General features: G+C 62.8%; 29 protein-coding genes. 12 read left to right on the top strand and 17 right to left on the bottom strand.

Annotated elements, in window-relative coordinates:
* Positions 1-39: 39 nt before the first annotated feature.
* Positions 40-339 carry an ATPase gene (locus tag NKJ37_RS01500; RefSeq protein ID WP_352772286.1) on the bottom strand — a complete coding sequence of 100 codons (300 nt, stop codon included), beginning with the start codon at positions 337-339 and terminating at the stop codon, positions 40-42.
* A 109-nt stretch (positions 340-448) separates the two neighbouring features.
* Positions 449-2,824 carry a glycine--tRNA ligase subunit beta gene (gene glyS, locus NKJ37_RS01495; protein WP_128302475.1) on the bottom strand — a complete coding sequence of 792 codons (2,376 nt, stop codon included), beginning with the start codon at positions 2,822-2,824 and terminating at the stop codon, positions 449-451.
* A 195-nt stretch (positions 2,825-3,019) separates the two neighbouring features.
* On the opposite strand from glyS, the gene NKJ37_RS01490 reads away from it, so the two are divergent.
* Complete coding sequence (locus NKJ37_RS01490; protein WP_164755492.1) at positions 3,020-3,196, top strand: hypothetical protein; 177 nt, start codon at positions 3,020-3,022, stop codon at positions 3,194-3,196.
* Between the two features lie 3 nt (positions 3,197-3,199).
* On the opposite strand, the gene NKJ37_RS01485 is transcribed toward NKJ37_RS01490, so the two are convergent.
* Complete coding sequence (locus NKJ37_RS01485; protein ID WP_056581147.1) at positions 3,200-4,120, bottom strand: glycine--tRNA ligase subunit alpha; 921 nt, start codon at positions 4,118-4,120, stop codon at positions 3,200-3,202.
* A gap of 218 nt (positions 4,121-4,338) precedes the next feature.
* Between NKJ37_RS01485 and NKJ37_RS01480 the strand changes: the two genes are divergently transcribed.
* Positions 4,339-4,800, top strand: coding sequence for a GNAT family N-acetyltransferase (locus tag NKJ37_RS01480; RefSeq protein WP_023808656.1), 462 nt, complete (start codon positions 4,339-4,341; stop codon positions 4,798-4,800).
* 78 nt (positions 4,801-4,878) lie between these two features.
* Here NKJ37_RS01480 and NKJ37_RS01475 read toward each other — a convergent pair whose 3' ends face one another.
* From NKJ37_RS01475 to NKJ37_RS01455, 5 genes are all read right to left on the bottom strand, one after another.
* Positions 4,879-6,654: a tetratricopeptide repeat protein gene (locus NKJ37_RS01475; RefSeq protein WP_023808657.1), complete on the bottom strand. Its 1,776-nt coding sequence runs from the start codon at positions 6,652-6,654 to the stop codon at positions 4,879-4,881.
* 237 nt (positions 6,655-6,891) lie between these two features.
* On the bottom strand, positions 6,892-7,335 hold the full coding sequence (locus NKJ37_RS01470) for a DUF1284 domain-containing protein (RefSeq protein ID WP_352772283.1): 444 nt from the start codon (positions 7,333-7,335) through the stop codon (positions 6,892-6,894).
* Positions 7,332-7,925, bottom strand: a complete 594-nt coding sequence (locus NKJ37_RS01465; RefSeq protein ID WP_023808659.1) for a biotin transporter BioY — start codon at positions 7,923-7,925, stop codon at positions 7,332-7,334. The genes NKJ37_RS01470 and NKJ37_RS01465 overlap by 4 nt, the downstream gene beginning before the upstream one ends.
* A gap of 107 nt (positions 7,926-8,032) precedes the next feature.
* Positions 8,033-8,701 carry a GntR family transcriptional regulator gene (locus NKJ37_RS01460; RefSeq protein WP_127290934.1) on the bottom strand — a complete coding sequence of 223 codons (669 nt, stop codon included), beginning with the start codon at positions 8,699-8,701 and terminating at the stop codon, positions 8,033-8,035.
* Positions 8,702-8,776: 75 nt separating this feature from the next.
* Positions 8,777-9,379 (bottom strand): TetR/AcrR family transcriptional regulator, encoded by a 603-nt coding sequence (locus NKJ37_RS01455; RefSeq protein WP_023808661.1) that lies wholly within the window; start codon positions 9,377-9,379, stop codon positions 8,777-8,779.
* A 100-nt stretch (positions 9,380-9,479) separates the two neighbouring features.
* Between NKJ37_RS01455 and NKJ37_RS01450 the strand changes: the two genes are divergently transcribed.
* On the top strand, positions 9,480-10,916 hold the full coding sequence (locus NKJ37_RS01450; RefSeq protein ID WP_352772278.1) for an MFS transporter: 1,437 nt from the start codon (positions 9,480-9,482) through the stop codon (positions 10,914-10,916).
* A gap of 21 nt (positions 10,917-10,937) precedes the next feature.
* Here NKJ37_RS01450 and NKJ37_RS01445 read toward each other — a convergent pair whose 3' ends face one another.
* The gene (locus NKJ37_RS01445) at positions 10,938-11,954 is read right to left on the bottom strand and encodes a polyprenyl synthetase family protein (RefSeq protein ID WP_023808663.1); all 1,017 of its coding nucleotides are present in this window, start codon (positions 11,952-11,954) and stop codon (positions 10,938-10,940) included.
* A gap of 203 nt (positions 11,955-12,157) precedes the next feature.
* Between NKJ37_RS01445 and NKJ37_RS01440 the strand changes: the two genes are divergently transcribed.
* The 7 genes from NKJ37_RS01440 (at position 12,158) to NKJ37_RS01410 (ending at position 16,460) form a co-directional block, all read left to right on the top strand.
* Complete coding sequence (locus tag NKJ37_RS01440) at positions 12,158-12,382, top strand: putative signal transducing protein (protein WP_127257011.1); 225 nt, start codon at positions 12,158-12,160, stop codon at positions 12,380-12,382.
* Positions 12,382-13,182, top strand: a complete 801-nt coding sequence (locus NKJ37_RS01435; RefSeq protein ID WP_352772275.1) for a tRNA1(Val) (adenine(37)-N6)-methyltransferase — start codon at positions 12,382-12,384, stop codon at positions 13,180-13,182. The genes NKJ37_RS01440 and NKJ37_RS01435 overlap by 1 nt, the downstream gene beginning before the upstream one ends.
* Before the next feature lie 79 nt (positions 13,183-13,261).
* Entirely contained in the window at positions 13,262-14,125 is an 864-nt protein-coding gene (locus NKJ37_RS01430; protein ID WP_023808666.1) for a S49 family peptidase, read from the top strand.
* Between the two features lie 128 nt (positions 14,126-14,253).
* Complete coding sequence (locus NKJ37_RS01425) at positions 14,254-14,439, top strand: hypothetical protein (RefSeq protein WP_352772272.1); 186 nt, start codon at positions 14,254-14,256, stop codon at positions 14,437-14,439.
* A gap of 20 nt (positions 14,440-14,459) precedes the next feature.
* Positions 14,460-15,359: a 4-(cytidine 5'-diphospho)-2-C-methyl-D-erythritol kinase gene (locus tag NKJ37_RS01420; protein WP_023808668.1), complete on the top strand. Its 900-nt coding sequence runs from the start codon at positions 14,460-14,462 to the stop codon at positions 15,357-15,359.
* A complete protein-coding gene (gene moaB / locus NKJ37_RS01415; protein ID WP_023808669.1) occupies positions 15,346-15,900 on the top strand; it encodes a molybdenum cofactor biosynthesis protein B in 555 nt (184 codons plus the stop codon). Before NKJ37_RS01420 ends, moaB begins: the two co-directional genes overlap by 14 nt.
* A gap of 137 nt (positions 15,901-16,037) precedes the next feature.
* On the top strand, positions 16,038-16,460 hold the full coding sequence (locus tag NKJ37_RS01410; RefSeq protein WP_023808670.1) for a GFA family protein: 423 nt from the start codon (positions 16,038-16,040) through the stop codon (positions 16,458-16,460).
* Positions 16,461-16,467: 7 nt separating this feature from the next.
* Here NKJ37_RS01410 and NKJ37_RS01405 read toward each other — a convergent pair whose 3' ends face one another.
* On the bottom strand, positions 16,468-17,442 hold the full coding sequence (locus NKJ37_RS01405) for a hypothetical protein (protein ID WP_023808671.1): 975 nt from the start codon (positions 17,440-17,442) through the stop codon (positions 16,468-16,470).
* A gap of 143 nt (positions 17,443-17,585) precedes the next feature.
* Positions 17,586-18,110: a glycosyltransferase gene (locus tag NKJ37_RS01400; RefSeq protein ID WP_023808672.1), complete on the bottom strand. Its 525-nt coding sequence runs from the start codon at positions 18,108-18,110 to the stop codon at positions 17,586-17,588.
* A 149-nt stretch (positions 18,111-18,259) separates the two neighbouring features.
* Here NKJ37_RS01400 and NKJ37_RS01395 point away from each other — a divergent pair, with 149 nt between their 5' ends.
* Both NKJ37_RS01395 and rnhB read left to right on the top strand, forming a co-directional pair.
* Positions 18,260-19,414 carry a PA0069 family radical SAM protein gene (locus NKJ37_RS01395; protein WP_023808673.1) on the top strand — a complete coding sequence of 385 codons (1,155 nt, stop codon included), beginning with the start codon at positions 18,260-18,262 and terminating at the stop codon, positions 19,412-19,414.
* Between the two features lie 151 nt (positions 19,415-19,565).
* Positions 19,566-20,261: a ribonuclease HII gene (gene rnhB, locus NKJ37_RS01390; protein WP_023808674.1), complete on the top strand. Its 696-nt coding sequence runs from the start codon at positions 19,566-19,568 to the stop codon at positions 20,259-20,261.
* A gap of 131 nt (positions 20,262-20,392) precedes the next feature.
* On the opposite strand, the gene NKJ37_RS01385 is transcribed toward rnhB, so the two are convergent.
* The 6 genes from NKJ37_RS01385 to NKJ37_RS01360 all read right to left on the bottom strand — a co-directional run bounded on the left by NKJ37_RS01385 (position 20,393) and on the right by NKJ37_RS01360 (position 24,532).
* Complete coding sequence (locus NKJ37_RS01385) at positions 20,393-20,884, bottom strand: F0F1 ATP synthase subunit B (protein ID WP_352751258.1); 492 nt, start codon at positions 20,882-20,884, stop codon at positions 20,393-20,395.
* 10 nt (positions 20,885-20,894) lie between these two features.
* Positions 20,895-21,494 carry a F0F1 ATP synthase subunit B gene (locus tag NKJ37_RS01380; RefSeq protein WP_352440006.1) on the bottom strand — a complete coding sequence of 200 codons (600 nt, stop codon included), beginning with the start codon at positions 21,492-21,494 and terminating at the stop codon, positions 20,895-20,897.
* A gap of 63 nt (positions 21,495-21,557) precedes the next feature.
* On the bottom strand, positions 21,558-21,782 hold the full coding sequence (locus NKJ37_RS01375) for a F0F1 ATP synthase subunit C (protein WP_006206606.1): 225 nt from the start codon (positions 21,780-21,782) through the stop codon (positions 21,558-21,560).
* Between the two features lie 85 nt (positions 21,783-21,867).
* On the bottom strand, positions 21,868-22,626 hold the full coding sequence (locus NKJ37_RS01370) for a F0F1 ATP synthase subunit A (RefSeq protein ID WP_023808677.1): 759 nt from the start codon (positions 22,624-22,626) through the stop codon (positions 21,868-21,870).
* A 59-nt stretch (positions 22,627-22,685) separates the two neighbouring features.
* On the bottom strand, positions 22,686-23,093 hold the full coding sequence (locus NKJ37_RS01365) for an AtpZ/AtpI family protein (RefSeq protein ID WP_023808678.1): 408 nt from the start codon (positions 23,091-23,093) through the stop codon (positions 22,686-22,688).
* Positions 23,094-23,347: 254 nt separating this feature from the next.
* Positions 23,348-24,532, bottom strand: a complete 1,185-nt coding sequence (locus NKJ37_RS01360) for a cell wall hydrolase (protein WP_352772268.1) — start codon at positions 24,530-24,532, stop codon at positions 23,348-23,350.
* Positions 24,533-24,588: the final 56 nt, after the last annotated feature.

Below are 24,588 nucleotides of genomic sequence, written 5' to 3'. Positions count from 1 at the left end.
GCACCGCCTTGCCATCGATGGAACCGGCGGCTGAAAAAATCAGGCTTTTTCCTTGTCATCGTCTTCTTCGGACTCGTCGCCTTCAGCCTTCACGCTATCCTCGGCGTCGTCTTCGTCTTCGTCCTCGTCGTCTTCATCTTCGTCGTCATCCGAGAGCGTGGCAGTTTCGGTGGACTCTTCGCCATCTTCATCGTCGCCGTCTTCGTCGTCATCAGACAGGTCAGCGGCTTCGACCGCTGCGGCGGCGGCATGATCGAGGATGGTTTCGGAAGCGGATTCAAGCGCCTCGGCGGAAGCCGGGGTTTCTTCTGTCACTTCGATGTCGTGATCGGAATTCATAGAAGCCTCCGTGGGGTTGGGGAACATGTCCCTTTTGCCACGGAGAGATCATCGCCATATGACTGTAAGCCGGCTCGAACGGCCGGCGGCAAAGAATATTTTCTTCGCCTTAACCTGCGATCTTCGAGAAATCCGCGACCTGGCCGGTGGCCGCGCGGATGCGGGCGAGCAGCGCCAGGCGGTTGGCACGCACCGCCTGATCCTCATCGTTTACAAGAACATGCTCAAAGAATGAATCAACCGGTTCGCGCAACACGCTAAGCGCCAGCAAGGCGGCGGAAAAGTCATCGTTTTGAATCGCTTCGCCGGCTTGCTTCTCAGCCTGATTCACCGCCGCAAACAGCGATTTCTCGGCATCCTCGCGCAAGAGTGCCGACTCAACGGTTTCGGCGACCACCGTTTTCTTCTTCTCCTCGGCGGCCAGAATGTTGGCCGCACGCTTGGTGCCGGCGAGCAGGTTCTTGCCATCCTCGGTGTCGAGGAAGGAGCCCAGCGCCTCGACCCGGCGCACGATCTGCAGCAGGTCGTCATTGGACGATTGGCCAATCTCCCCCCTTGTGGGGGAGATGCCCGGCAGGGCAGAGGGGGGTACTTGGCGCTGAGAGGACGGCGGGACAGCGCCCCCCTCTGTCGGCTTCGCCGACATCTCCCCCTCTAGGGGGGAGATCGGGCGCGAACCTGTCGCCAGCACCGCATCGATCAGGTCGTGCCGAGCGCCTTGATCGCGGAGGTAGACCTTTAGGCGATCGTGGAAGAAGGCCAGGAGGTCGCGATCCCCAGACTTTCCGTCGCCGGCGTGCGCCCGTGCACTCACATAGTCGCCACCCAACTTGACCTGCTCTTCAGCGTGCCGGCGGTCGATCTGGTCTTCAATGATTCTTCGATGTTCAGCTACGATCGAAAGAAGGCTTACCGGCGTCTCGTTATCCAGCACCAGCCTCACCACCCCAAGAGCAGCTCTGCGCAGTGCGTAGGGATCCTTCGACCCGGTCGGCTTTTCATCGATCGCCCAAAAGCCGACCAGCGTATCGAGCTTGTCGGCGAGCGCGACAGCGACCGACACTGGATCGCTCGGTACGCGATCGGACGGGCCCTGCGGCTTGTAGTGTTCCTCCGCTGCAGCGGCGACCGATGCATGCTCGCCCTGAAGCAGCGCATATTTGCGACCCATAGCGCCTTGCAGTTCTGGGAACTCGCCAACGACTTCGGTGGTGAGATCGGCCTTGGCCAAGACGGCAGCGCGCCGCGCCAGTGCCGGATCGGCGCCGATGATCGGCGCCAGTTCCTCGGCAAGCCGCGCAATCCGCTCCACCCGTTCGCCTTGCGTGCCGAGCTTGGCGTGGAAAGTCACGCCGAGATGGTCGAGGCGGGCCATGCGCTGGTCGAGCGGCTTCTTGAGATCAAGCCCGAATTTTTCCGCCGATGCCTCGAGCTCACGCAGGTCAGGCAAGTCGCCCTGGTCGGTCGTCCAGAAATAGAGCGCATCGGACAGGCGGGCGCGCACCACCTTGCCATTGCCGTGGGCGATCTCCTTGCCGCCATCCCTCGCTTCGATATTGGCGGTGAGGATGAAGCGATTGGAAAGCGCGTCGTCGAAACCCTGCGGCCGCGTCACAAAGCATTTCTGGTTGGCGCGAATGGTCAGCCGGATCACTTCGGCTGGAATGGCGAGGAATGCCTCCTCGAACTCGCCCATCAGCACGACCGGCCATTCGACCAGCCCGGACACTTCCTCCAGCAGCCCTTCGTCCTCAACCAGATCAAGCCCGTTGGCGAAGGCGAGATTGCGGGCATCGGCAAGGATGATCTCCTTGCGCCGGTCGGCATCGAGCACGACCTTGGCCGCTTCCAGCTTGGAGACATAGTCGTCGAAGCGGCGCACCGTGATGGCATCCGGCGCATGGAAGCGGTGGCCATAGGTGATGTTGCCGGAGCGGATGCCGTCGATCTCGAAATCGACCACGACAGGCTCCTCTGTTTCCGGGCCGAAGGTGCACAGGATCGATTGCAGCGGCCGTACCCAGCGCAGTGAACCGGGCTTGGCCGAGGCCGGCCCCCAGCGCATCGATTTCGGCCACGGAAAATTGCGGATGATGCCCGGCACCAGTTCGGCGATGATCTCCTCCGCCGCCCTGCCCGGCTTCGAAATGTGGGCGACATAAAAATCGCCTTTCTTCGGATCGGAATGGACATGCGCCTCGGCGATCGAGGAAAGTCCGGCCTTGCGCAGGAAACCCTGGACCGCCTGTTCAGGCGCCGATGTCGAAGGCCCCTTGATCTCTTCGCTTATATCCTTCGAGCGCGCGGTCAGGCCCCTGATGTCGAGGGTCTGCCGCCGCGGCGTCCAGTACTCGCGCGCCGCCTCATAGGTCAGTCCCGCCTCGACCAAACCGTCGGTCAGCATCTTCCTGAGATCACCCGCCGCCTTGCGCTGCATGCGCGCAGGGATTTCCTCAGAGCGAAGTTCTAGAAGCAGGTCAGGCATCGGGGTCAGCTCATGCGGGAGAGTGGTCCGGGCGGGGCATAGCAACTCGGCTGGCTGCTGTCACCCTTTACACAAATTTTGACCGCCCTGTCGGGACGAGACCACGCCACCCGTCCTTGGATCAAAGATTTCCATGAACCGAACGCAGCGCTGAAGCGACCCACGCTCAGGCAGGGAACATTTGGCTCAACGATCATGAAAACGGCATCCAGACTTCTGCAGATCCTCGCACTCGGCGCCTGCTTCACCGCGCAGGCTCACGGTGCCTTCTCGATGCCAGGCGTTCGACAGGCATTGCGCACGATCGACGGTGCCAGCAGCCAGAACATACTGCCGATCAAAGCTTCCTTCGAGATGATGAAGCGGGCCTGAGACTCAGGCCGCCAAGCCACCCGCCTGCGTCTTCAAAAATGCCTCACCGCAAGCCTTGGCCAGATTGCGCACCCGCAGGATATAGCTCTGCCGCTCGGTGACCGAAATCACGCCGCGTGCGTCGAGCAGGTTGAAGACATGGCTGGCCTTGATGCACTGGTCGTAGGCCGGGAAAACCATGCGGTGCATCGGCAGATTGTCGTTCGATGCCGGCGCGCCGGCGTCGAGCAGCGCCTTGCACTCGGCCTCGGCGTCCTCGAAGTGGCGCAGAAGCATCGCCGTGTTGGCGTATTCGAAATTGTGGCGCGAATATTCCTGCTCGGCCTGCAGGAAGACATCGCCATAGGTGACCTTGTCGGCGCCTTCGCGGCCGTTGAAATTGAGGTCGTAGACATTGTCGACGCCCTGCACATACATGGCCAGCCGCTCCAGCCCGTAAGTTAGTTCGCCGGCCACAGGCGCGCATTCGATGCCGCAGACCTGCTGGAAATAGGTGAACTGCGAGACTTCCATGCCGTCGCACCAGCATTCCCAGCCGAGACCCCAGGCGCCCAGCGTCGGGCTTTCCCAATCATCCTCGACGAAGCGGATGTCGTGCAGCAGCGGATCGACGCCGATCGCCGCCAGCGAGCCGAGATAGAGCTCCTGCAAATTGGGCGGGTTCGGCTTCAGGATCACCTGGTACTGGTAATAATGCTGCAGCCGGTTCGGGTTCTCGCCATAGCGGCCATCCTTGGGACGACGCGAGGGTTGGACATAGGCAGCGTTCCAGCGTTTTGGGCCGAGCGCGCGCAGCGTCGTTGCCGGATGAAACGTGCCGGCGCCGACTTCCATGTCGTAGGGCTGCAGGATGACGCAGCCATAGGCCGCCCAATAGTTGTGCAAGGTCAGGATCAGCCCCTGGAACGAGCGGCTGGGATGCATATGGGCGGGGATTTCAATTGTCACGGGTGGCCTCGACAGCACAGGCTAGCTTGCCGGCACGTCCTAGAGACCCAGCAGCAAAGCGTCAAGCAAGGCACGCCGATGCCGTCACCCCGACATTATGGACAATGTTGAAAGCTTTGCAGGGGCTGGCCCATTGCCCATCTCTCGGGCCTGCGCTCTGTTTGCCTGTGCAGCAACGACAACAGGTTTCAGCCATGCCCAGCCCGATCGTCATCCGCCCTGTCGCGCGACAGGATTTCGAGCAATGGCTGCCGCTGTGGGATGGCTACAATGCATTTTATGGCCGCTCGGGCGAAACGGCCCTGCCGGGTGAGATTACCCAGATGACATGGTCTCGTTTCTTCGATGCCTATGAGCCGGTCCACGCGCTGGTGGCCGAAGGCGAGGGACAGCTTCTCGGCCTCGTGCACTATCTCTTCCATCGCAGCACCACGGCGATCGCACCGAATTGCTATCTGCAGGACCTTTTCACCACGCAGGCATCGCGTGGCAAAGGCATCGGACGGGCGCTGATCGAGGGCGTCTACGAGCGCGCCCAGGCGGCCGGCTCGGGCCGCGTGTACTGGCTGACGCATGAGACCAATCACACGGCGATGAAGCTTTACGACAAGGTCGCCGAACACTCCGGCTTCGTCGTCTATCGCAAGCTCTTCTGAGACAGCCAGCCTAATACGGTTCAAACGAAAACGGGACTCCGAAAGAGCCCCGCTTGCGTTGAATTCAAATGGCTGACTTCATCCCTTCGGGGCGGGCACCGGCTCCGGCTTGACCTTCGGGGTCTCCTGCGCCGTGTTGGATTCGATCGGCGGCAGGCCCTTCATCAGCTTCTGCTGCAAGTTGGCCAGCACATCGGGATCCGGCTTCAGGTCGCGAGCCTGGTTCCACTGGAAGGTGGCTTCCAGCTTGCGGCCGACGCGCCAGTAGGCGTCGCCGAGGTGATCGTTGAGAACCGGATCTTCCGGCTTCAGCGACACGGCGCGTTCCATTTCGCGCACCGCGTCATCGAACCTGCCGAGGCGGAAATAGGCCCAACCCAGCGAATCGACGATGTAACCGTCGCTCGGCCTGAGGTCGACGGCCTTTTGAATCATCGCCAGGCCTTCCTTGAGGTTCATGTTCATGTCGACCCAGGAATAGCCGAGATAGTTCAGCACTTGCGGCTGGTCGGGGAACAGTTCCAGCGCCTTGCGGAAGTTCGGCTCGGCCTTGGGCCATTCCTTCAGGCGCTCATAAGCGATGCCGCGCTGGTAGAAGATGTTCCAGTTGGCCGCGGTCGGCGCCTTCAGCACCTCGACGGCCTTATCGTAGAGAGTGGCGGCCGAACGGAAATCGTCCTTCGAGGAATAGACGCCACCGAGCGCCAGATAGGCGCGCATGTCATTGGGATGGGCGTCGACCAAGGCTTTCAGATGGGTGATCGCTTCTTCGTGACGGTCGAGATCGGCAAGATTGAGGCCGAGTTGCAGGTCCGAAAGCTCCTTCAGCGGCGAAGCGGCGGGAATCCGGCGATAGAGCGCGATGGCACCTTCGCCGTCCTTCAATTGCTCGGACACGGCGGCGAGTTGCACAAGGGCAGCGTCGCTATCTGGCTTCAAAGCAAGCGCATATTGCAGATAGAGGCGGACGAAGGGCTCGCCGCCACCACGGTTGAGCGCGGTGGCGAGGTCGAGCAGGATTTCGGAGGCGCCATCGGATGGACCGGCAACCAGCGGCGCAATCTTGTCGCCTTTTGCAATTCGGTCGCGCAAGGCGACGATTTCCAGCTTGCCCGGCGAAAACGCCTCGGCCTGGTCGAGCACCGACAGCGCCTTGGTCTTGTCGCCCTTGCGGACCAGGAACGAGGCGTAGGCCTGGGCATTGCGCATCCAGGTTTCGGGAGCGGCACCGCCGGCGGCGGTATCCTGCATGGTCGCGGCATAGATCGCCTCGGCCTTTTCGGGCATGCCGGATGCATCAGCGATCAGGGCGCGGTGGAACGACTTGAACAGGCCGAACCAATCCGGCCCCTGCAGCTTGTCGATGGACGCCATCGCATCGGCAGGCTCGCCGGCGCCTTGCTGCGCCCAGCCGGACATCACCCCGGAGATCAACCGGTCGAGATCGGATTCCAGCGACAGCTTGAGCCAGTACTGCGCCTTGGTGAAATCCTTCTTGTGGAAGGAATCGACGGCGAGCGCCAAGCGCGAGAAACGCTCGACGTCAGGCACTTCCTTGAGCTTGTCGGCATAGACCAGGGACTCGTCGAAGCGCCCTTGCGCGATCAGCGACAGCATCAGGCTCTGCTGCAGGCCGGTGTCGCTCGGGTCAAAGGCCAATGCTTGCTTGTAGTAGGCGATGGCGCTGTCGAGGTCGTTATCGCCTTCGGCGATCCGGGCTGCCAGATAGGCGCCCGAAAATGACGTGATCTTGACCGGTTCGCTGGTCTGCTTGGCATAGGCCGGCAAAGCCGAGATCGTCATGCCTGTCACAATTGCCAGCCTTGTCAGCCAGCGCGCACATCCTTGCCGCATCGTATCCCTTTCAGCCAGGCGCCATCTCCGCATCAGCGGGATCGGCGTAGACTCGATCTTTCCAGGCAAAGCATGGCCTTTTTGGGGTCGCGCTTCAATCCGCCTCGAATTCACAATCCGGGCACCCGATTAACAAATCATGGCGACAGGGGGCAGTTTTCCGATTTTGAATTTCGGCCATGGCCCTGCGCAGCGCCGAATATATCACAGCTTCGACCCTTGAGCTCGGCGCCAATATCAACCCTTGGCTGGCGAGGCGGACCGCTGCACCAGCGTGTCGCTATATCCACCGGCCGCTATCGTGCTGCACAGTTCGTTCCATTCGCAGCCGCCGCAGGCCTTGCGTACAAGGCCAGCCGAAAACGCCTGCCGCATCCGGGCTAAGGTCCCCGTGTCGAGATCGAGGTGGGTGCCGACACGGATTGGCCGCGCCAGCAATTCCTCTACATCCAGCGCGGCGAGCCGGTCCCGCTCGACGACACTCTCGTTGAGACAATGCGGTTCCGGCTCGTCGAGCAAGGGAGCGCAGACATCGTCGGGGCCGGAAACGAGGAGGATGCCCTCGCCCCGGCTCAGGCGCTCCGCGACGCGATCATAATTGGCGATGAAGGCGGGGCTGTATCCCTTGCCCACATAGGTGAGCAGGCAAAGGAGGTGATGGGCGCGCAGCCTGATCGTCACGGATTGGCCGGCTTCGCCTTGCCGCCGGGAAGGGCCATGAGGGTCGCGGCACCCAGCGCTGACTTGAGCAAGCCGCCGACGATGAACGGCAGGAAGCCGAAGGTAACGGCCTGTTCGGCTCCAATCATGACGGCAAGCCATGCTGTGCCAAGCACAAGGCAGGCAAGGTTGCCAAGCAGCATGGCGACGAAGGCAAGCATCACCCTTTTGCCGTTCCAGCCGCGTTCGGCCAGCCAGCCGACCAGTGCGCCGACAAGCGGGAAGGCGAAGAGATAGCCACCCGTCGGCCCGACGAAATGCGCCGCACCCGCTGCCCCTCCGGACAGAACCGGAAAGCCGACCGCACCCTCGACCAGCCAGGCGGCGATGGTGAGCGCGCCAAGCCGCCAGCCATAGAGGGCGCCGATCAGTGTCACCGCAAAGGTCTGCATGTTTACCGGGACCGGCACCATCGGCACCTCGATATAGGACGCCAGCGCCAGGAACAGCGTGCCAAGCACGACGGCTCCAACCTGCCAGGCAAGAGAACGATCCTGGAGCTGGAGCGGACTGAACGACGGCTTGCCGGGTGAGAATGCGACGTCTGTCATTGGGATTCCTTCGATCGATTGCAAATTATAGATAATTTCTGTTTTCGATCTATTATCGAATCCACACTTCCCTGGGGATTGCAAGCCCTGGCTTTGGCGGAGGCCGTCTAACCTACTATGGCGAAGGCTTCGCGCGTCGTTCCGGAAGCCGTCCTGACCGGCTTGCGGCCAATCCATTGGACGTGCCGCCCCAGTGTGACGGCCGCGGATTCGGTGTTTCCCTGCCGCAAGGCGGTGAGGATCGCGCGATGGTCCTGATCGGTGCGCGTCTCCCACTCCGACCGCCATGCCGCGAACAGGAAACGGGCGCTTGCCGCGTGCAGGTCGTCGATGGTCGCGAGCAGGCGCGGCATGCCGCATGGCGACAGGATCAAGCGGTGGAAGGCGCGGTTGGCCTCTTCCCACGACCTGACATCGCGGGACTTGTCGCCGGCCTTGGTCGCCTCCTCGGCGAGATCGAGAATGGCCGATGTCAGATGCGGCGCGGCGTGGCGCAGCGCCAGCACTTCGAGTGCTGCCCGCATTTCGGCGACCTCCTTGACCTCGCCCAGATCGAAAGACGCGACACGCACGCCGCGGCGCGGCTCGCCGATGGCCAGTCCCTGCGCCTCGAGACGGCGGAAGGCCTCGCGCACCGGAACATGGCTGGTTTGGAATTCCTCGGCGATATGATCCTGCCGAAGCCTGGCCCCTGGCTCGATCGCACCGGAAATGATCCGGTCCGCCAGAACCTTGCTGATGCGCACCGCGATGGTGTCGTCCGTGCCCTTTGCCATGTTTATAGATAATTTGCGGCAGGGCAGCTTGTCGAGCCAATTGCAGTCGAAATCGCGAGGCGCCAGAAGCAAGACTCAAGGCTGTGAGACGAAACCGTCGAGTGCAGGCATCGCCACGGTGATCAGGTCATGCAGCCGCTTCTTCGGCACCCCGTCGCGCGCCTGCACAGAGAGGCCAAACAACAGCGTGGTGTAGTAGTCGCCAAGCGCTTCCGGATCAGTATCCGGCTTGAGGTCGCCGTCGCGAACGCCCTTTCTCAGGCGCTCGACAATCAATGCATTGCGCGCCAGTCGGCGCTCGGCCAGCCAGTGCAGCACGTTATCGTTTTCCGTGGCGCAGTTGGTGGCGGCCGAGACGACCATGCAGCCTTTCGGCAAGTCCGGCCTTGTGTAGATTTCGATTGCATCGCGCAGCAACCGCTCGACAAACCGCCTTGCGGTCGGCTCCTCGGCAAGCGCGCTGGTGGCGAAGCTTCCTTCGCTGGTTTCGTAGAGAACAACGGCTTCGCGAAACAGATCCTCCTTCGAGCCAAAGGCGGCATAGATGCGCGCCGAGGCTAGGCCAAGCATGGAGACGAGGTCGGCCATCGAGGTGCCCTCGTAGCCGCGCATCCAGAAGGCATCGCGCGCTTTCTGCAGAGCCTGGGCTCTGTCGAACTCCCTTGGCCGTCCCGCCATTGCAGCCTCCATTTCTTTATCGATCCACAAATAATCCGCTTGACTCCGGATTGCAAATTCAATTCTTTGTCGATCGATAAAGAACCAAAAGGAGATTGGCATGAGTTCATTCGATCAAGGGCTGCCGTTCGGCGCCATGGCGACACAGGGAGAGGTTGGCGCGAAGCGCGGCGCTACGCTGGCATTGCTCGCCTTCGCCCAGCTTATCATCGCTCTCGACATCAACATCGTCTTCGTGGCGCTGCCCGAAATCGGGGCTGGACTGGGCTTTTCCGGCCAGACCTTGCAATGGGTGGTGAGCGCCTACACCGTGTTTACCGGCGGTTTTCTGCTGTTCGGCGGCCGAGCCGCCGACCTTATCGGTCAGCGCCGCATTTTCATCTTCGCTCTCTGGCTCTATGCGCTTTCGTCGCTGGTCGGCGGCCTCGCCTGGTCGCCGGAAATCATCATCGCTGCCCGCGCTGTACAAGGCATCGGCGGCGCTTTCCTGTTCCCGGCGACGCTCTCGCTGATCAACCGCCTGTTTGCCGAAGGACCGGAACGCAACAGGGCGCTGGCGGTGTGGGGCGGTGCCGGCGCGAGCGGCCTCACCCTTGGCTCACTGGCCGGTGGATTCCTGACAGGCGCCTTCGGCTGGTCGTCGGTCTTCTACGTCAATGTGCTGCTGGCAGGCATCGCCATCATCGCCGCTTTTGCCATCATTCCACGCGACCCCAAGCGGCGCGAGCACCGCAACTTCGATCTCCCGGGCGCGCTGACCGTCACCGCAGGCGCCACGCTGCTGGTCTTCACGCTGGTCCAGGGACCTGAATATGGCTGGGGTTCGCCAGCGATCATCGCCAGCGCCGCGCTGGCAGCGATCTTCATCATCGCCTTCGCGCTGATAGAGGCAAGGAGCGCCGACCCTCTGATGCCGCTGCGGCTGTTCCGCAATCGCAGCCTCGTCGCCGGCATGACGATCACCTTCCTGTTCATGGGAACGTTCGGGGCCCTGCCCTATTTCCTCACCGTCCTGTTGCAGACCGTGCATGGCTTTACCGCGCTGGAAACCGGCCTCGCCTTCCTGGTGCCGTCGATCGCCATCGCCGCCGGCACGCAGCTCGGTGAACGCCTGGCAACGCGCTTTTCAACCCGCTCGACCCTGGTCGGCGGCATGGTCATAGGGGCGGCCGGCACGGCGCTGATGGTCCTTGGAGCATCAGCCAACAGCTTCTATCTGGCTCTCGTTCCAGGGCTGATCATCTCCGGTGTCGGACAGGGCATCGTCTGGACCGCCATGTGGATCGCGGCCGCGTCGGGCGTGGCTCACGACGAACAGGGCGTCGCCTCGGGGATGGCCTGCACGACGCTCAACATCGGCAACGCGATCGGCATGGCGACGTTGATCGCGATCGCCAACAGCCATGTCGGCGGATTGAGCGGCGATGCACTGAAGGCCGCGATAGCCGACGGCATACAGATCGCCTTCTGGCTGGCGGCGGCGGGCATCGTTGTCAGCCTGCTTGCCGCAATCGCTTTGCCGGGAAAGGCGAAGTAGCCGGCAACCGGGTGACGCCGCTCAGTTCACCCGGCTGATGCAGAAATCGATGACGTCGATCAGCGCCGATTTCTGCGGCGTCGCTTCCAGCGGCGCCAGCGCGTCGCGGGCGATCTCGCCGAAATGGCGGGCGCGTCCGATCGTGTCGGCAATGGCGCCATGGCGAGTCATCAGGCCGATCGCCTTTTCCAGACCGGCGTCATCGGTGACATTGTCCTCGATGGCACGCTTCCAGAAAGTGCGCTCGGCCTTCGTGCCCCGCCGATAGGCGAGAATGACCGGCAAGGTCACCTTGCCTTCGCGGAAATCGTCGCCGACATTCTTGCCGAGATCCTTGCTGGTGCCGCCATAGTCCAGCGCGTCATCGATCAGCTGGAAGGCAAGGCCGAGATTCATGCCGTAGGAGCGCAGCGCCGCACGATCGTTGCGGGTCGCCTGGGCAATGACGGGGCCGACCTCGGCAGCAGCCGAAAACAGTGCGGCGGTCTTGGCCTTGATGACGGCGAAATGCTCGTCCTCGGTGGTTTCGAGGTTCTTGGCGGCGGCAAGCTGCATAACCTCGCCCTCGGCGATGATGGAGGCAGCACTCGACAGGATATCGAGCGCTTCGAGCGAGCCGACATCGACCATCATGCGGAAAGCCTGGCCGAGCAGGAAGTCGCCGACCAGCACGCTTGCCTGGTTGCCCCAGATCATGCGGGCGGTCTTCTTGCCGCGCCGCATGCCGCTCTCGTCGACGACATCGTCGTGGAGAAGCGTCGCCGTGTGCATGAATTCGACGGAGGTGGCGAGCTTGACGTGGCCCTCGCCGGCATAGCCGAACATCTGCGCGGCGGCCAGCGTCAGCATCGGCCGCAGCCGTTTGCCGCCGGACGAGATCAAATGGTTGGCGACCTCCGGGATCATCTCGACGTCGGAGCCGGCCTTGGACAGGATCAATTCATTGACGCGCCCCATATCCGCCACTGTCAGATCGATCAGATCCTTGATGGAGGCGGGCTCCCGCTTCCCGTTTTCGATGTTGAGAACGACACCCACAACAATCACTCCCGTCTTGGTATAGAGCGTGCGACGGCACCCTTAGTCCCTGCATGGACTCTAGGGCGGCGGACATGGCCACGGCAAGTGGCGAATTGGCGCGGCGTCGATGACGGAATGTCAACGACCCGAGAGGGAAAGGGGCTCTGCCTCGGAATCCCCTGCCCGTTTACATCAATAGCGCAAACTGCGAGTTTCATACGATGATAGAACTTGTCCGCACCAACGATGCCGTGATCATCTCCTTTGTTGAATCGCTGATGCGCGACGCCGGCATCGCCTGCTTTGTCGCCGATCAGAATATGAGCATTCTCGAAGGGTCGATCGGCCTTTTGCAGAAACGCGTCATGGTCGATGCCGACCAGGCCGACGCGGCACGGCGCATCCTGACGGATGCCGGCATCGCCAACGAAATCCGCGGAAAATAATGTCCGCCGCGCCCGCCGCCCTTGTCCCGGACACGCCGGCCCATACGGTCGATGCTTTCCATCGCGGCCGATTCTGGCTCGTGCAGCCCAAACATGGCGGTCATCGCGCCGGCATGGATGCGATGATGCTGGCGGCCTCCGTGCCATCGACCTTTAGCGGGCGCCTGGCCGATTTCGGCGCCGGAGCCGGAGCTGCCGGACTGGCGGTGCTGTCACGCTGCCCGGCGGCAGAGGCGGTGCTTGTCGAACGCGCGCCGGAAATGGCGGCCTTCGCGGCGGCGACGCTTGCCCATCCCGGCAATGCCCATCTCAGCGATCGCGCATCCGTGCTGGTCGCCGATGTCACCGTATCGGGCCGGGCGCGGGCGGCCGCCGGCCTCGCCGACAACGACTTCGACTTCGTCATCATGAACCCTCCCTTCAACGCTCCCCGGGACCGCGCCTCCCCCGATCGCCTCAGAAAAGAGGCCCATGTCATGGAGGACGGGGTGTTCGAGAGCTGGATCCGCAGTGCGGCGGCGGTGGTCAGGCCGCGCGGCGGGCTCGCCGTAATCGCCCGGCCCGAACAGCTCGGCGCCATTCTCGATGCGATCGCCGGCCGCTTCGGCGATGCCGAGATGCTCGCCGTCCACCCTCGTCCCGATGCGGCGGCGATCCGCATCGTCGTGCGGGCAGCGCTCGGGACACGGGGAAAGCTTGCCATCCGCCCGCCCCTGATGCTGCACGCGCAATCAGGCAACGGCCCCGACGAGCGCAGCGAAATGATCACCAACGGCCTCGCCTCGCTGTTCGGAGATTGAGCTATTCTGCCCGGCCACATTGCCGTTGGCCGGGAAATCCCTACATGCCTGCAACCTATCGACCGGAGACCGCGCCCTCGTGAAACGACTCATCAACCGCCTGTTGCCGAAATCCTGGCGCTCCACCGTCGTCACCATTCCGGTCATCCGGCTGCACGGCACCATCATGGCAGGCGGTGGGCAGTTTCGGCCGAGCCTGTCGCTGGCTTCCACCGCCGGCCTCATCGAGAAGGCGTTTTCCTACGACGCGCCGGCGGTCGCCATCTCGATCAATTCGCCGGGCGGCTCGCCGGTGCAGTCTAGGCTGATCTTCAAGCGCATCCGTGACCTGGCCACGGAAAAGAACAAAAAGGTACTGGTCTTCGTCGAGGATGTCGCGGCGTCGGGCGGCTACATGATCGCGGTCGCCGGTGACGAGATCTTTGCCGATCCGTCCTCCATCGTCGGGTCGATCGGCGTCGTCTCGGCTTCGTTTGGCTTCCCGGAACTGATGAAGAAGATCGGCATCGAGCGACGTGTCCACACCGCTGGCCAGAACAAGGCGGTGCTCGATCCGTTCAAGCCCGAGAAAAAGGAAGATGTCGAGCGGCTGAAGGCGCTGCAGCTCGAGGTGCACGCAACCTTCATCGACCTCGTCAAGGAGCGGCGCGGCACGAAACTGAAGGACGATCCGGACCTGTTCACCGGCCTGTTCTGGACCGGCATCAAGGGCCTCGAACTCGGGCTGGTCGATGCGCTCGGCGACATGCGCACTGTGCTCAAGACCCGTTTCGGGGCGAAAACCCAACTCAGGCTGATCACGACACCGCGCGGTTTCCTTAGCCGCTTCGGCCTGTTCGGCTCAAGCAAGGGCTTTTCAGCGCCCGATATCGCAGCCGCTGCCGCCAGCGGCGTGATCGATGCGGCGGAAGAGCGCGCATTGTGGTCTCGCTTCGGGCTTTGAAAACCCGGCAAAACCGTCTAGCATGAGAGCTTGAGTTTCATGCATGTCGTGTTCCCAAAAGCGGGCCGACATGCATCAACCGACCCGACCGGCCGCCTTCGCCGGCCCAGCGTGGGAGGAGTTTTGGCATGCCGCAGATCATTTTCTTGGCCGTCGTTGGCGTTGCCGCCTATTTCGGCTACCGCACCTTCATTAGGGAAGCCGAGCGCGTGACCGCCAAGGTGCGGCGCACAGAAAAGCAAACGGCCAACGGCGCGATCGGCACTTTGGTCAAGGATCCGAAGACCGGCGAATACCGGCTGGCCAAGGACTGAGCATCATCCCGCAGACGATTGTGGACACCGACATCGGGTCGCGTAGCTGGCACGCACACGCCAAAATCAATCTTGCGCTGCATGTCACCGGCAGGCGCCCTGACGGCTATCATCTGATCGAGAGCCTGGCGGTGTTCACACGGTTTGGCGACAGGGTCGAAATCGCGCCCGCCGACGGCGATGAGTTTACCGTATCCGGCCGTTACGCCCCGGCCGTTCCTCTCGACGCCAGCAATCTGGTGCTCAAGGCGCGCGATGCCCTGCGGCAGACAGCCGGGCACGAGAGAACACCGCCGGTCGCTATTCGGCTGGAAAAGAACCTGCCGGTTGCCTCCGGCGTCGGCGGCGGTTCGAGCGACGCGGCGACCGTGCTGCGCGGACTGGTGGAGACATGGGCGCTGGACATCGATGGCAGCGAGCTGGCGCGGATCGGCCTTTCGCTTGGCGCCGATGTGCCGATGTGCCTGGCGGCAAAGCCGCTGGTGGCGCGTGGCATCGGCGATGAACTGTCGATGGTGCCGGATTTTTCGGCGCTTGGCCTGGTGTTGGTCAATCCAGGCACCCCGGTGTCGACGGCGGATGTCTTTGCAGCGCTTTCCCGGCGCGACAATGAGGCCTTGCCGCCGCTGCCGCGCAGCATCGATTTTCACAGCCTGCGCAACTGGCTGGAGATCACCCGCAACGATCTCGAGCCCGCGGCGCTGGAGGTGCAACCCGCAATCGGCAGGGCGCTTTCCTGGCTGAACAAGGCCGGATCGGGGTTCTCGCGGATGTCGGGATCCGGCGCGACATGTTTCGGCCTGTTCGAAACCGGCAATGTCGCCAAGCGCGCCGCCGCCGAAATCCGCGGCCGCCAGCCCGACTGGTTCGTTGCCGCGACGCGCAGCATCGCATCGGAGGGCGCAGATGGCCAGAATTGACGAGAGCCGCTCCTTCATTCCCGTGCGCATCGCGGTGCTGACCGTTTCGGATACGCGCAGCCTCGCCGACGACAAATCCGGCCAGACGCTGGCCGACCGCATCACCGAGGCCGGCCATCTGCTGGCGGCCCGCAATATCGTCACCGACGACCGCGAGAAAATCCGCGACACGGTTCTGGCGTGGTCACAGGACAAGAATATCGATGTCGTCATCACCACCGGCGGCACCGGCTTCACAGGCCGTGACGTGACGCCGGACGCGCTGGAGCCGATCTTCGAAAAGCGCATGGATGGCTTTTCGGAAGTGTTCCACCGGATTTCCTACGACAAGATCGGCACCTCGACGATCCAGAGTCGGGCGACCGGCGGCGTCGTCAACGCCACCTTCGTCTTCGTGCTGCCGGGTTCGCCAGGCGCCTGCAAGGACGCGTGGGACGGCATCCTGAAAGCGCAGCTCGACTACCGGCACATGCCGTGCAACTTCGTCGAGATCATGCCGCGCCTGGACGAGCATTTACGGCGCGGCAAATCGGCTTTGTAAAAGCCAGGCAAAGCGTCGGTTCCACGCCGCTTTTGCAGGCAGAACAGCACCGGTGCCTTCGAAACACCATTCCAAACCGAACCTCGGAAAAGTACCTTGCCTGAAGGCGATCATCGCCATCACGACAAGGCAGAACCATGACCACGCATACCGGCGGATGCCATTGCGGCAACATACGCCTTGCATTTTCAACCGAACTCGACCCATCGCAAATCGAAGTTCGCGCCTGCCAATGCTCGTTCTGTGTCAGACATGGTTCGCGCGCCATTGCCGATCCGGACGGCAGACTGACCATCTCGGTCAAGGATGAGGCGCGATTGCGAAAATATCAGTTCGGGCTGAGGACGGCCGACTATTTGATCTGCCGGGATTGCGGCGTCTATGTCGCCGCAATCGCCGGAGAGGATGACGCAAGGGCGATCGTCATCATCAACGCCCTGGACGACCGAGAGCGGTTCAATCAGGAGCCGGCTCGTGTCGACTTCGATGCCGAAAGCCGGGCACAGCGCCAAGCCAGGCGCCGCGCTCACTGGACGCCTGTCGAGATGAGCTTCGGATAGGCAGCTCTCAGCGGATGACCGGCTCGCCATGAAACCGTCGGCGCGACGGCGGCGATACGCCGAAGCCGACTTCCATCATCAGTCGCGGCGTGCGTGCCGGCACGGTGCCCATATGAAAGCCAAAGGGGTCCTCGACGAAGCCGAGACCGGCCTCGCCGGTCAGCGTCACCGGGCTCTGCTCGCCATAGACATCCAGAACCTGTTGCGCGGGATGGCCGACCAGAAGGGTAAGCTGATGCTTTAGGCTGCGGCGCTTGTGGCTGCCCCTGACATAGACATGCGGACCGGTGTCGGCGTCGACCGGCTTGAGGTAGAAGAAGAATTTCAGCATGCGCCAGTCGTCGAGGTCAAAATGATACTTGCCGAGCGAGGCGAGGTTCTTGTCGGCATCCGAAGCGGCACCTGTGGGAAAACTCCACCAGACCCGCGTCGTGATCAGTTTCGCCTGGCCGCCGAGATAGTGCGCGGCAATATCCAGAAGCAGCGGATCGCGCTGGATGGCAAGCGCCGCCGGGCAGTCGAGGATGCGCTCGAAAAAATGCCCGCTAAGCAGCGAGCGGCCAAGGCGTTTCTCGGCCTCGGCATGTTCCCCCGGCATGAATTCGAGACGGCGGTCGAAATTGCCGAAGCAAGGCGTGCGCCCGGCGAAGTCGGCGATCTCTTCATGGATATCAGGCGGCAGGACCAGGCCTGAGAACAGCCCGTCGGAGCGCAACGCATCGACGACCGCTCCCCGTTCGACACCGGCAAACATCGTATCCCCGGCATTGGCGACCGGGCGGGCGCGCTTTGCGCCGAGCCAATGCATGCGGCGTCCGGGCATGGTGCGCGCCAACACGAACATCGGCAGCCAGGCAGGGTTCTCACGCAGGTCCGTCAGATAGGTTGGAATACGCACGGCGATGCGCCGCAGCAGGCTGCCGTTGCGCGCAATGGCCTCGAGACTGGCCGCGCCGGATGTGTCGGGGGTTGAAAGCTTCATTGGGTCCTCGGCTATGAGAGCACCACCGATGCCGCATCGGTGCTCGCCTCTCGGCATGACCCAAACCCAATTCCCGCTTGAACGGAAGCTAACCCCGCGTCAAACTTTGTGCAATGCACAATGACCTGAGCAACTGCAAAAAATCACGTCGAGGGGCGGCGCTCCTGCTTGGCCGGCGCCATCCAGATTTCGGCGTCGAGCCGCTTCGTCGCGAGGCCGCGGGCGATGGCCTCGGCACTGCCGGCACTCTTGGCCGCGGCCGCCGCCTGACGCTTGCTGATCAGCAAGCCGTCGGCCAAGGCGCGGTTCCCCGAAAAGACCCGGGCCAGGAATGGCGTGCGACTGGCTCGCGTGCGCGAAAACCGTGCCGCCATGGTCTGCCTGGCCGTATGGGCGACAACTTCATCGATCCAGCCCTCCACCAGCCGCGCGCCCGGCTCCAGGAGCAGCAACCAATCCCCCTTGGCCTGGCGGATGCCGGCAGCGACACCGCCCGTCACGTACTGACAGCCGGCATGCTCGGCCACATGATGCGTCTGGTCGGTAGAGCCTGTGTCGCAGACGATGACTTCACGCACCACGCCTTCGACCGCGCCGCCAATCAGCGAGGCGAGCGTGCGGGCGAGGCCCTCCTCGTCGTTGCGGGTTTCGATGAGAACACTGAGCATCCTTAGCCGAATAGCGGAAAGCGCCCGACAGCGCCAGTTTTGCATCGCACCATAGAAAGTTCTTGCTTTGTTCTTATCAACGAAATAGGAATAATTTCATGAGCAGAGCGATTCGACACAACATGGACAGTCCCTGGGAGCGGGCGAAAATGGAACAGATCGTGCGCGCCGACATTGCAGCTTTCGGAGCAGGAAGAGCCGAGATGGCCAACGCGATGGTCGAGCAGAGCGGCATGCGTGTCCGCCCGGACCGCAACCGCGGCAGGTCAGCGGGTATCAATCCGTCCGGCCGGTTCGAGCCGGTCAGCCGGCACGTGTTCGACGATGGCTGGAATTCGCTGGAGGAACTGCCGCCCTTCAAGACCGAAGTGCAGGTCGAGAAGCCGCGCACAATCATCACCCGCAACGAATCGCCCGACATTTCCTTCGACCGTTCCATCAACCCCTATCGCGGCTGCGAGCATGGCTGCGTCTATTGCTTTGCCCGCCCGACGCACGCGTTCATGGGCCTGTCGCCGGGTCTGGATTTCGAATCGAAGTTGTTCGCCAAGCCTGATGCGGCGCGCTTGCTTGACAAGGAGCTTTCGAAAGACAGCTACCAGCCGCGCACCATCGCCATCGGCACCAACACCGACCCCTACCAGCCGATCGAGAAGCAATACCGGATCATGCGCGAAATTCTCGAAGTGCTGGAAGCGCGCGGCCATCCAGTCGGCATCGTGACAAAGTCCGCTCTGGTGACGCGCGATATCGATATCCTGTCACGCATGGCCGAACGCGGGCTCGCCAAGGTGGCGCTGTCGGTGACGACGCTCGACCGTATGCTGGCGCGCACCATGGAGCCGCGCGCGTCGACACCGACCAAGCGGCTGGAAGCGATCCGGCAGCTTTCGGATGCCGGCATTCCGGCGTCGGTCATGGTGGCTCCTATCATTCCGGGCCTGACCGATCCGGAGATGGAACGCATCCTCGATTCCGCACGTGCGGCCGGCGCGCGCGAAGCGGGCTACGTGATCCTGCGCCTGCCGCTGGAGGTCAGCCCGATCTTCAAGGATTGGCTGCTGCGCCATTATCCCGACCGCTACCGCCATGTGATGTCGCTGGTCCGCTCGATGCGCGACGGCAAGGACTACGATTCGGAATGGGGCAAGCGCATGAAGGGCGCCGGTCCCTACGCCTGGCAGATCGGCCGGCGCTTCGAGATCACAGCCAAGCGGCTCGGCCTCAATGCCGAACGGCGCACGCTGCGGACCGACCAGTTCGTTGCCGCCGGGAAAGACCAGGTGCAGCTGACGCTGCTTTGAGAGACAATTCGTCGCGGTGGTTTGATCCGTCGCGGCACCAGAATCCCGTCCGGCCTGCCCCGGCCTGCAGACGGTGCCCTCCCGGTCCGGCGCCCCACCCGACCCGGAGGGACTTGCGGAGAATCAGAGCCGATGCGAACCTCGCCGCAACATGGCTCGCGCGCGTTCTGATTCTCCGCCTCTCTTTGAGATCATCGAGAAGCCTGACTTCTCCTTCGAGACGAAGGCGATGGCGGAGGGCCTGTGGCCGGTCGCCGGGATGGACGAGGCCGGCCGTGGCCCCCTGGCCGGGCCGGTGGTCGCCGCGGCCGTGGTGCTCGATCCCGCCAACATTCCGGACGGCCTCGACGATTCCAAACGCCTCAGCCATTTGCAGCGTGAGGCCTTGTTCCTGCGAATTCTCGGCTCTGCGCAGGCGGTCTCAATGGCCTCCATCAGCGCCGAGGGCATCGACGGCAGCAACATCCTCAAGGCAAGCCTGGAAGCCATGCGCCGCGCCCTGGTCGGGCTGTCGGTCCGACCGAAACTCGCCCTTGCCGACGGACGCGACGTGCCACCGGGGCTGCCTTGTGAAGGGCGCGCGCTGATCAAGGGCGACCAGCGTTCGCAATCGATCGCTGCCGCCTCGATCGTCGCCAAGGTAATGCGGGACCGCATGATGTGCGGATGCGGCAACCACCACGACCGCTACGGGTTCGAAGTCCATATGGGCTACGCCACGCTTCGCCATCGCACCGCGATCGAAGCGCATGGCCCGGTGGCGCGGCTGCATCGCGTATCGTTTTCGCCGTTCAGGCTGGGTGGCGCTGAAGTGGTTGAAGAAGAGAGCTTTGCTGGGCTGGATTGAACAACGGCGGCGGCGACAAGCCAATCTCCCCCTTGTGGGGAGATTGACCGCTTCGGCGTCTCACGCACTCTCCAAGCAAAAAAGCCGCCAGGTTGCCCGGGCGGCTTTAATTGTATGAGGGCCGTGAGGGCTCAGTTCAGCTTCGACTTCACGTCCGCGAGCGATGCCTTGAACAGATCGGCACCGGCCTTGGCGTCGATCTTGCTGGCAAGCAGCGCGCGCGCTGCCTCGACGGCGATATCGACGGCGCTGGCGCGGACTTCGCTGATGGCGTCACGCTCGGCCTGGCCGATCTTCTGTTCGGCAAGCGCGGTGCGCCTGACAACATAGTCCTCAGTTTTCTTGTGCGCCTCGGCGGCAAGCATATCGGCTTCGCGCTTGGCGGCGGCGACGATGTCGGCGGCCTCCTGCTCGGCTTCCTTGCGCTTGCGCTGATACTGGCCAAGCAGTTGCTGGGCCTCCTCGCGCAGTCGGCGTGCTTCGTCCAGTTCATTGCTGATCCTGGCGGCGCGGGCGTCGAGCGCCTTGGCGATCAGGCGAGGCACCTTGATGTAGACGGCAATGCCCAGGAAGATGACCAGGGCAACCGTGGCCCAGAGCGTCGCGAGAGATGTGTAATCCATGATGCGCTCCTCACCGGGCCACGGATTTGACCGCGGCCGCGATCTCGGCCTTGCTGGCCTTGCCGCCAACCAGGGCTTCGACGATCGCCGAAGCGGTATCCTCGGCGATGCTGCCGACTTCCTTCATGGCATTGGCCTTGATGGAAGAAATGCGGGCTTCGGCTTCGCCAAGCTTGGCGTCGAGCGCGGCCTCGACCTTCTTGCGCGCGGTATCGGCCTCGGCCTTGGCCGCGTCGCTGGCCTGCTGGCCGATCGCGTTGGCCTTGGTCTTGGCTTCCGCCAGTTCCTGCTCGTAGGCAGCAACGGCGGCGTCGGCCTCGCCCTTCAACTTGGCCGCCTGATCAAGGTCCTGCGTGATGCGATCGTTGCGGACATCGATGATGCCGCCGACGCGCGGCATCACCACCCGCTTCAGGAAGAGATAGAACAGCCCGAAGGTGATCGCCAGCCACAGAAGCTGCGACGGGAACGTCGCCGGATCGAATGGCGGAAACGTGCCATGCGCTTCAGCAGGCACGCTGGTGCTGGAATGCGTGTCGCCTTCCGTCGCAGCGTGGCTGGTATCGGCTGATGGCGCGGACTCTTGCGCAAAGGCAGATGTCACGAACATGGACTATCCCCGAAATTCAGGCCCGCCGCTCGCGCGGCCGGCCTGTCCAATCTTCCCGAGTGCTCAGCCGAACAGGGCCAGAAGCGCGATGAGAAGCGAGAAGATGCCCAGAGCTTCGGTCACGGCGAAGCCGAAGATCAGGCGGCCGAACTGGCCATCGGCAGCCGACGGGTTGCGCAGTGCGCCCGCCAGGTAGCTGCCGAAGATGTTGCCGAGGCCAATGCCCGCGCCACCCATGCCCAGGCAAGCGATGCCGGCGCCGATGTACTTTGCTGCTTCTGCGTCCATTTGTTCAACTCCTTTGGATCTAAAATTCCGTTGCGATTCCATCCGGCGCCTATGTTGGAAATTCCTGGGCCGGAAACTTTTGGACCTAATGCCCGGGGTGCAGGGCGTCGTTGAGATACATGCAGGTCAACACGGCAAAGACGTAGGCCTGCAGGAAGGCGACCAGCAGTTCCAGTGCCGTCAGCGCCACCGCCATCGCCAGAGGCAGGATAGAGCCGGCGACGCCGACCGCGCCGAGCGCGCTCAGGCTGACCACGAAGCCGGAGAACACCTTCAGCGTGATGTGGCCGGCGAGCATGTTGGCGAACAGACGAACCGAGAGGCTGACCGGGCGCGACACGAAGGAGATCACCTCGATCAGCACCACCAGTGGCAGCAGGAAGACCGGCACGCCATGCGGCACGAACAGTTTCAGGAAGCCAAAACCATGCTTCATGAAGCCGTAGACGACCACGGTTGCGATCACCAGCACGGCAAGGCCGAAGGTGACGATGATGTGGCTGGTGACGGTGAAGAAATACGGGAACAGGCCAAGCAGATTGGCGACGAGCACGAACATGAACAGCGAGAACACGAGAGGGAAGAACTTCATGCCTTGCGTGCCGGCGGCATCGCGCAACATGTTGCCGACGAACTCGTAGGCCATCTCGGAGACCGACTGAAGCCGCCCGGGAACCAGGCTGCGGCTCGACGTCGTGAGAAACAGGAATCCAGCCGCGACGATCACGGTTGCGACCATGAACAGCGCCGAATTGGTGAAAGACAGGTCATAGCCGCCGATGTCGATCGGAATCAGCTTGTTGATATGGAACTGGTGGATCGGATCGACCTTGTCAGCTGCCACGTTCAAACCCCGTCAATGCCGCGTACGGCCTCGTTACCATTACCGCACATGAAGCGCGGTCATTTCTTGTCGTCTTGGTCACGGCGCGATTTATCGCCCTGTCCAAATTCTGCCACAACGCCGGCGGAACGCATCACATTGAGCACTCCGGCGCCAAAACCAAGCAGCAGAAACACGATCAGACCCCATGGCGATGTCCCCGCCAGACGGTCGATGATCCAGCCGATGCCGGCACCCACCACCACCCCGGCGATAAACTCGCTGGAGAGTTTGAGCGCCTGACCATAACCGGCCACACTGCCCGCTTTCGCGTCGTCTTTCCCCTCGAGCCGGCCCGGCCGCCTTGTCGCAAGCGAAGCTTCAAGGTCACGGCGGCGGCGCTCAAGATCGTCGTCGCGGATATCGGGTTCATGCTGATTGCCGCGGCCGGTTTTTCCGGTTCCGTCTGGCCCATTCTTGTCGGCCATCGCAACCCCCCTGCCCGGTCAGACCGTCACCGTCCGTCCGCTTCTAAAGTCGCCGGCAACATAGTTAGAGGGTTTGCGCCCGTCAAGCCACGGGCGGAAGTTCATTGCCATGTATTTTAGGCAATAAAATCAACAGATTAGAAAGGTGCGACATCGTGCCCGCCATGATGACGAGGATGCATGGCGCGAATCCCCCGCGCAATGGCTCTTCGATAGGCTGCGCGCCACATCAAAGATCAGCGGCTGCTCCGTACTCAGCTCCAGCCGCCGCCATAGGTCCGATAGAAGATATGCAGGCCGATCTTGGTCATCTTCTGCATCGTGCGCGCCCAGCCGGGATGGACATATTGCGCATAGTAATGGGTCGACGATCCGACCTCCGGGATGAAGATCTTGCCGGCAGTGACGGCCATGGCGATCTCCTGGGCGGTCTTGTAGGCGACGGGACTGTCGATGCGCTTCTTCCTGCCGTCGCAGGCGAAGGAGAACTGGCAGCGGTTGAACCAGCTGTCGTTCTGGTAGACGACGCCGCAGATCGAATTCGGATAGGTCGGATTGCGGACGCGGTTGAGGATGACCTGGGCGACAGCGGCTTGGCCGCGCACGGATTCGCTCCTCGCCTCGAAATAGATGCCGTTGGCAAGGCATGCCTGCTCCTTTTGGGAGAAGACACTGGCGGGCAGCGGGTTCTGGATCCACGAATGATCGCCCTTGGCCATCGGCGGAATGAAGCGGCCCTCATTGGGCTGCTCGTCCTGAAGCAGGGCTTCGAAGGGCGATGCCTTGGCATAATCAGGCTCGGACTGCGCGTAGGCGGTGGCCAGCACGTCTGGATGGTCGTTGTTGACCAGCGCTGCCAGCATGGCCGGCACGCCGGGATCCGGCTTCTTGTCCTCGCGCGCATGGAATGCCGCGGCGATCTGGATTTCCTTGCCTTTGATCTGCGGCTTGGCGAAAGCCATTTTCAGGCCGCTGTCCATGCTGGGCCGCAGCAAGGAGGAGGTGCGCTCGAAGATCGAGCCGGCGTTGAAGTTCTTCGGCGGTGCGACGGGAGACATCTGGACGATGCGCCCTTTCTTCTCGGCGCGCACGACGCGGTCCTCATCGGGCGTGCCGCTGACCTTGCCGCCCTTGCCGCGAAACGACACGTTGCCGACACCGGCCAGGTGGACACCCGATCCGGAGATGGAGCCGGTGACATCAGAATCGACAAAGGGCATCTCGGCCGCATGGGTGGAGCCGGCGACGGATTTCTCGACATAGGAATTCCAGCGCGTGCTCGATGCTTCGAGGCCGGAAACCAGGCTCGTCATGTCCTGATAGGCGGCGACCGTCGGAAAGCCGATCCAGATGCCGAAACCGATGACGAGCGGAGCCAGAAAGCCACGTTTTCTCTCACCGGCGGCGGCAACCAGCCGCTTCAACACACGTCGATGCACGGAACTCTCTCCAGGAACGCTACAGACCCCACTGGAGAGCAAAATGATGCATTAAC

Origin of the sequence: Mesorhizobium sp. M0140, assembly GCF_040322475.1 — a bacterium.
Taxonomy (GTDB): domain Bacteria; phylum Pseudomonadota; class Alphaproteobacteria; order Rhizobiales; family Rhizobiaceae; genus Mesorhizobium.
This window is presented reverse-complemented; position numbering and strand designations above follow the sequence as displayed.

Excerpts from the sequence above, each read along its gene's own strand:
- NKJ37_RS01405 (WP_023808671.1), bottom strand. The coding sequence starts at position 17,442 with ATGAAGCTTTCAACCCCCGACACATCCGGCGCGGCCAGTCTCGAGGCC.
- rnhB (WP_023808674.1), top strand. The coding sequence starts at position 19,566 with ATGGCTCGCGCGCGTTCTGATTCTCCGCCTCTCTTTGAGATCATCGAG.
- NKJ37_RS01455 (WP_023808661.1), bottom strand. The coding sequence starts at position 9,379 with ATGGCGGGACGGCCAAGGGAGTTCGACAGAGCCCAGGCTCTGCAGAAA.
- NKJ37_RS01460 (WP_127290934.1), bottom strand. The coding sequence starts at position 8,701 with ATGGCAAAGGGCACGGACGACACCATCGCGGTGCGCATCAGCAAGGTT.
- NKJ37_RS01450 (WP_352772278.1), top strand. The coding sequence starts at position 9,480 with ATGAGTTCATTCGATCAAGGGCTGCCGTTCGGCGCCATGGCGACACAG.
- NKJ37_RS01480 (WP_023808656.1), top strand. The coding sequence starts at position 4,339 with ATGCCCAGCCCGATCGTCATCCGCCCTGTCGCGCGACAGGATTTCGAG.
- NKJ37_RS01375 (WP_006206606.1), bottom strand. The coding sequence starts at position 21,782 with ATGGACGCAGAAGCAGCAAAGTACATCGGCGCCGGCATCGCTTGCCTG.
- NKJ37_RS01465 (WP_023808659.1), bottom strand. The coding sequence starts at position 7,925 with ATGACAGACGTCGCATTCTCACCCGGCAAGCCGTCGTTCAGTCCGCTC.
- NKJ37_RS01440 (WP_127257011.1), top strand. The coding sequence starts at position 12,158 with ATGATAGAACTTGTCCGCACCAACGATGCCGTGATCATCTCCTTTGTT.
- NKJ37_RS01500 (WP_352772286.1), bottom strand. The coding sequence starts at position 339 with ATGAATTCCGATCACGACATCGAAGTGACAGAAGAAACCCCGGCTTCC.
- NKJ37_RS01365 (WP_023808678.1), bottom strand. The coding sequence starts at position 23,093 with ATGGCCGACAAGAATGGGCCAGACGGAACCGGAAAAACCGGCCGCGGC.
- NKJ37_RS01490 (WP_164755492.1), top strand. The coding sequence starts at position 3,020 with ATGAAAACGGCATCCAGACTTCTGCAGATCCTCGCACTCGGCGCCTGC.
- NKJ37_RS01410 (WP_023808670.1), top strand. The coding sequence starts at position 16,038 with ATGACCACGCATACCGGCGGATGCCATTGCGGCAACATACGCCTTGCA.
- NKJ37_RS01395 (WP_023808673.1), top strand. The coding sequence starts at position 18,260 with ATGGAACAGATCGTGCGCGCCGACATTGCAGCTTTCGGAGCAGGAAGA.
- NKJ37_RS01435 (WP_352772275.1), top strand. The coding sequence starts at position 12,382 with ATGTCCGCCGCGCCCGCCGCCCTTGTCCCGGACACGCCGGCCCATACG.
- NKJ37_RS01475 (WP_023808657.1), bottom strand. The coding sequence starts at position 6,654 with ATGCGGCAAGGATGTGCGCGCTGGCTGACAAGGCTGGCAATTGTGACA.
- moaB (WP_023808669.1), top strand. The coding sequence starts at position 15,346 with ATGGCCAGAATTGACGAGAGCCGCTCCTTCATTCCCGTGCGCATCGCG.
- NKJ37_RS01380 (WP_352440006.1), bottom strand. The coding sequence starts at position 21,494 with ATGTTCGTGACATCTGCCTTTGCGCAAGAGTCCGCGCCATCAGCCGAT.
- NKJ37_RS01425 (WP_352772272.1), top strand. The coding sequence starts at position 14,254 with ATGCCGCAGATCATTTTCTTGGCCGTCGTTGGCGTTGCCGCCTATTTC.
- NKJ37_RS01400 (WP_023808672.1), bottom strand. The coding sequence starts at position 18,110 with ATGCTCAGTGTTCTCATCGAAACCCGCAACGACGAGGAGGGCCTCGCC.
- NKJ37_RS01485 (WP_056581147.1), bottom strand. The coding sequence starts at position 4,120 with ATGCATCCCAGCCGCTCGTTCCAGGGGCTGATCCTGACCTTGCACAAC.
- glyS (WP_128302475.1), bottom strand. The coding sequence starts at position 2,824 with ATGCCTGACCTGCTTCTAGAACTTCGCTCTGAGGAAATCCCTGCGCGC.
- NKJ37_RS01385 (WP_352751258.1), bottom strand. The coding sequence starts at position 20,884 with ATGGATTACACATCTCTCGCGACGCTCTGGGCCACGGTTGCCCTGGTC.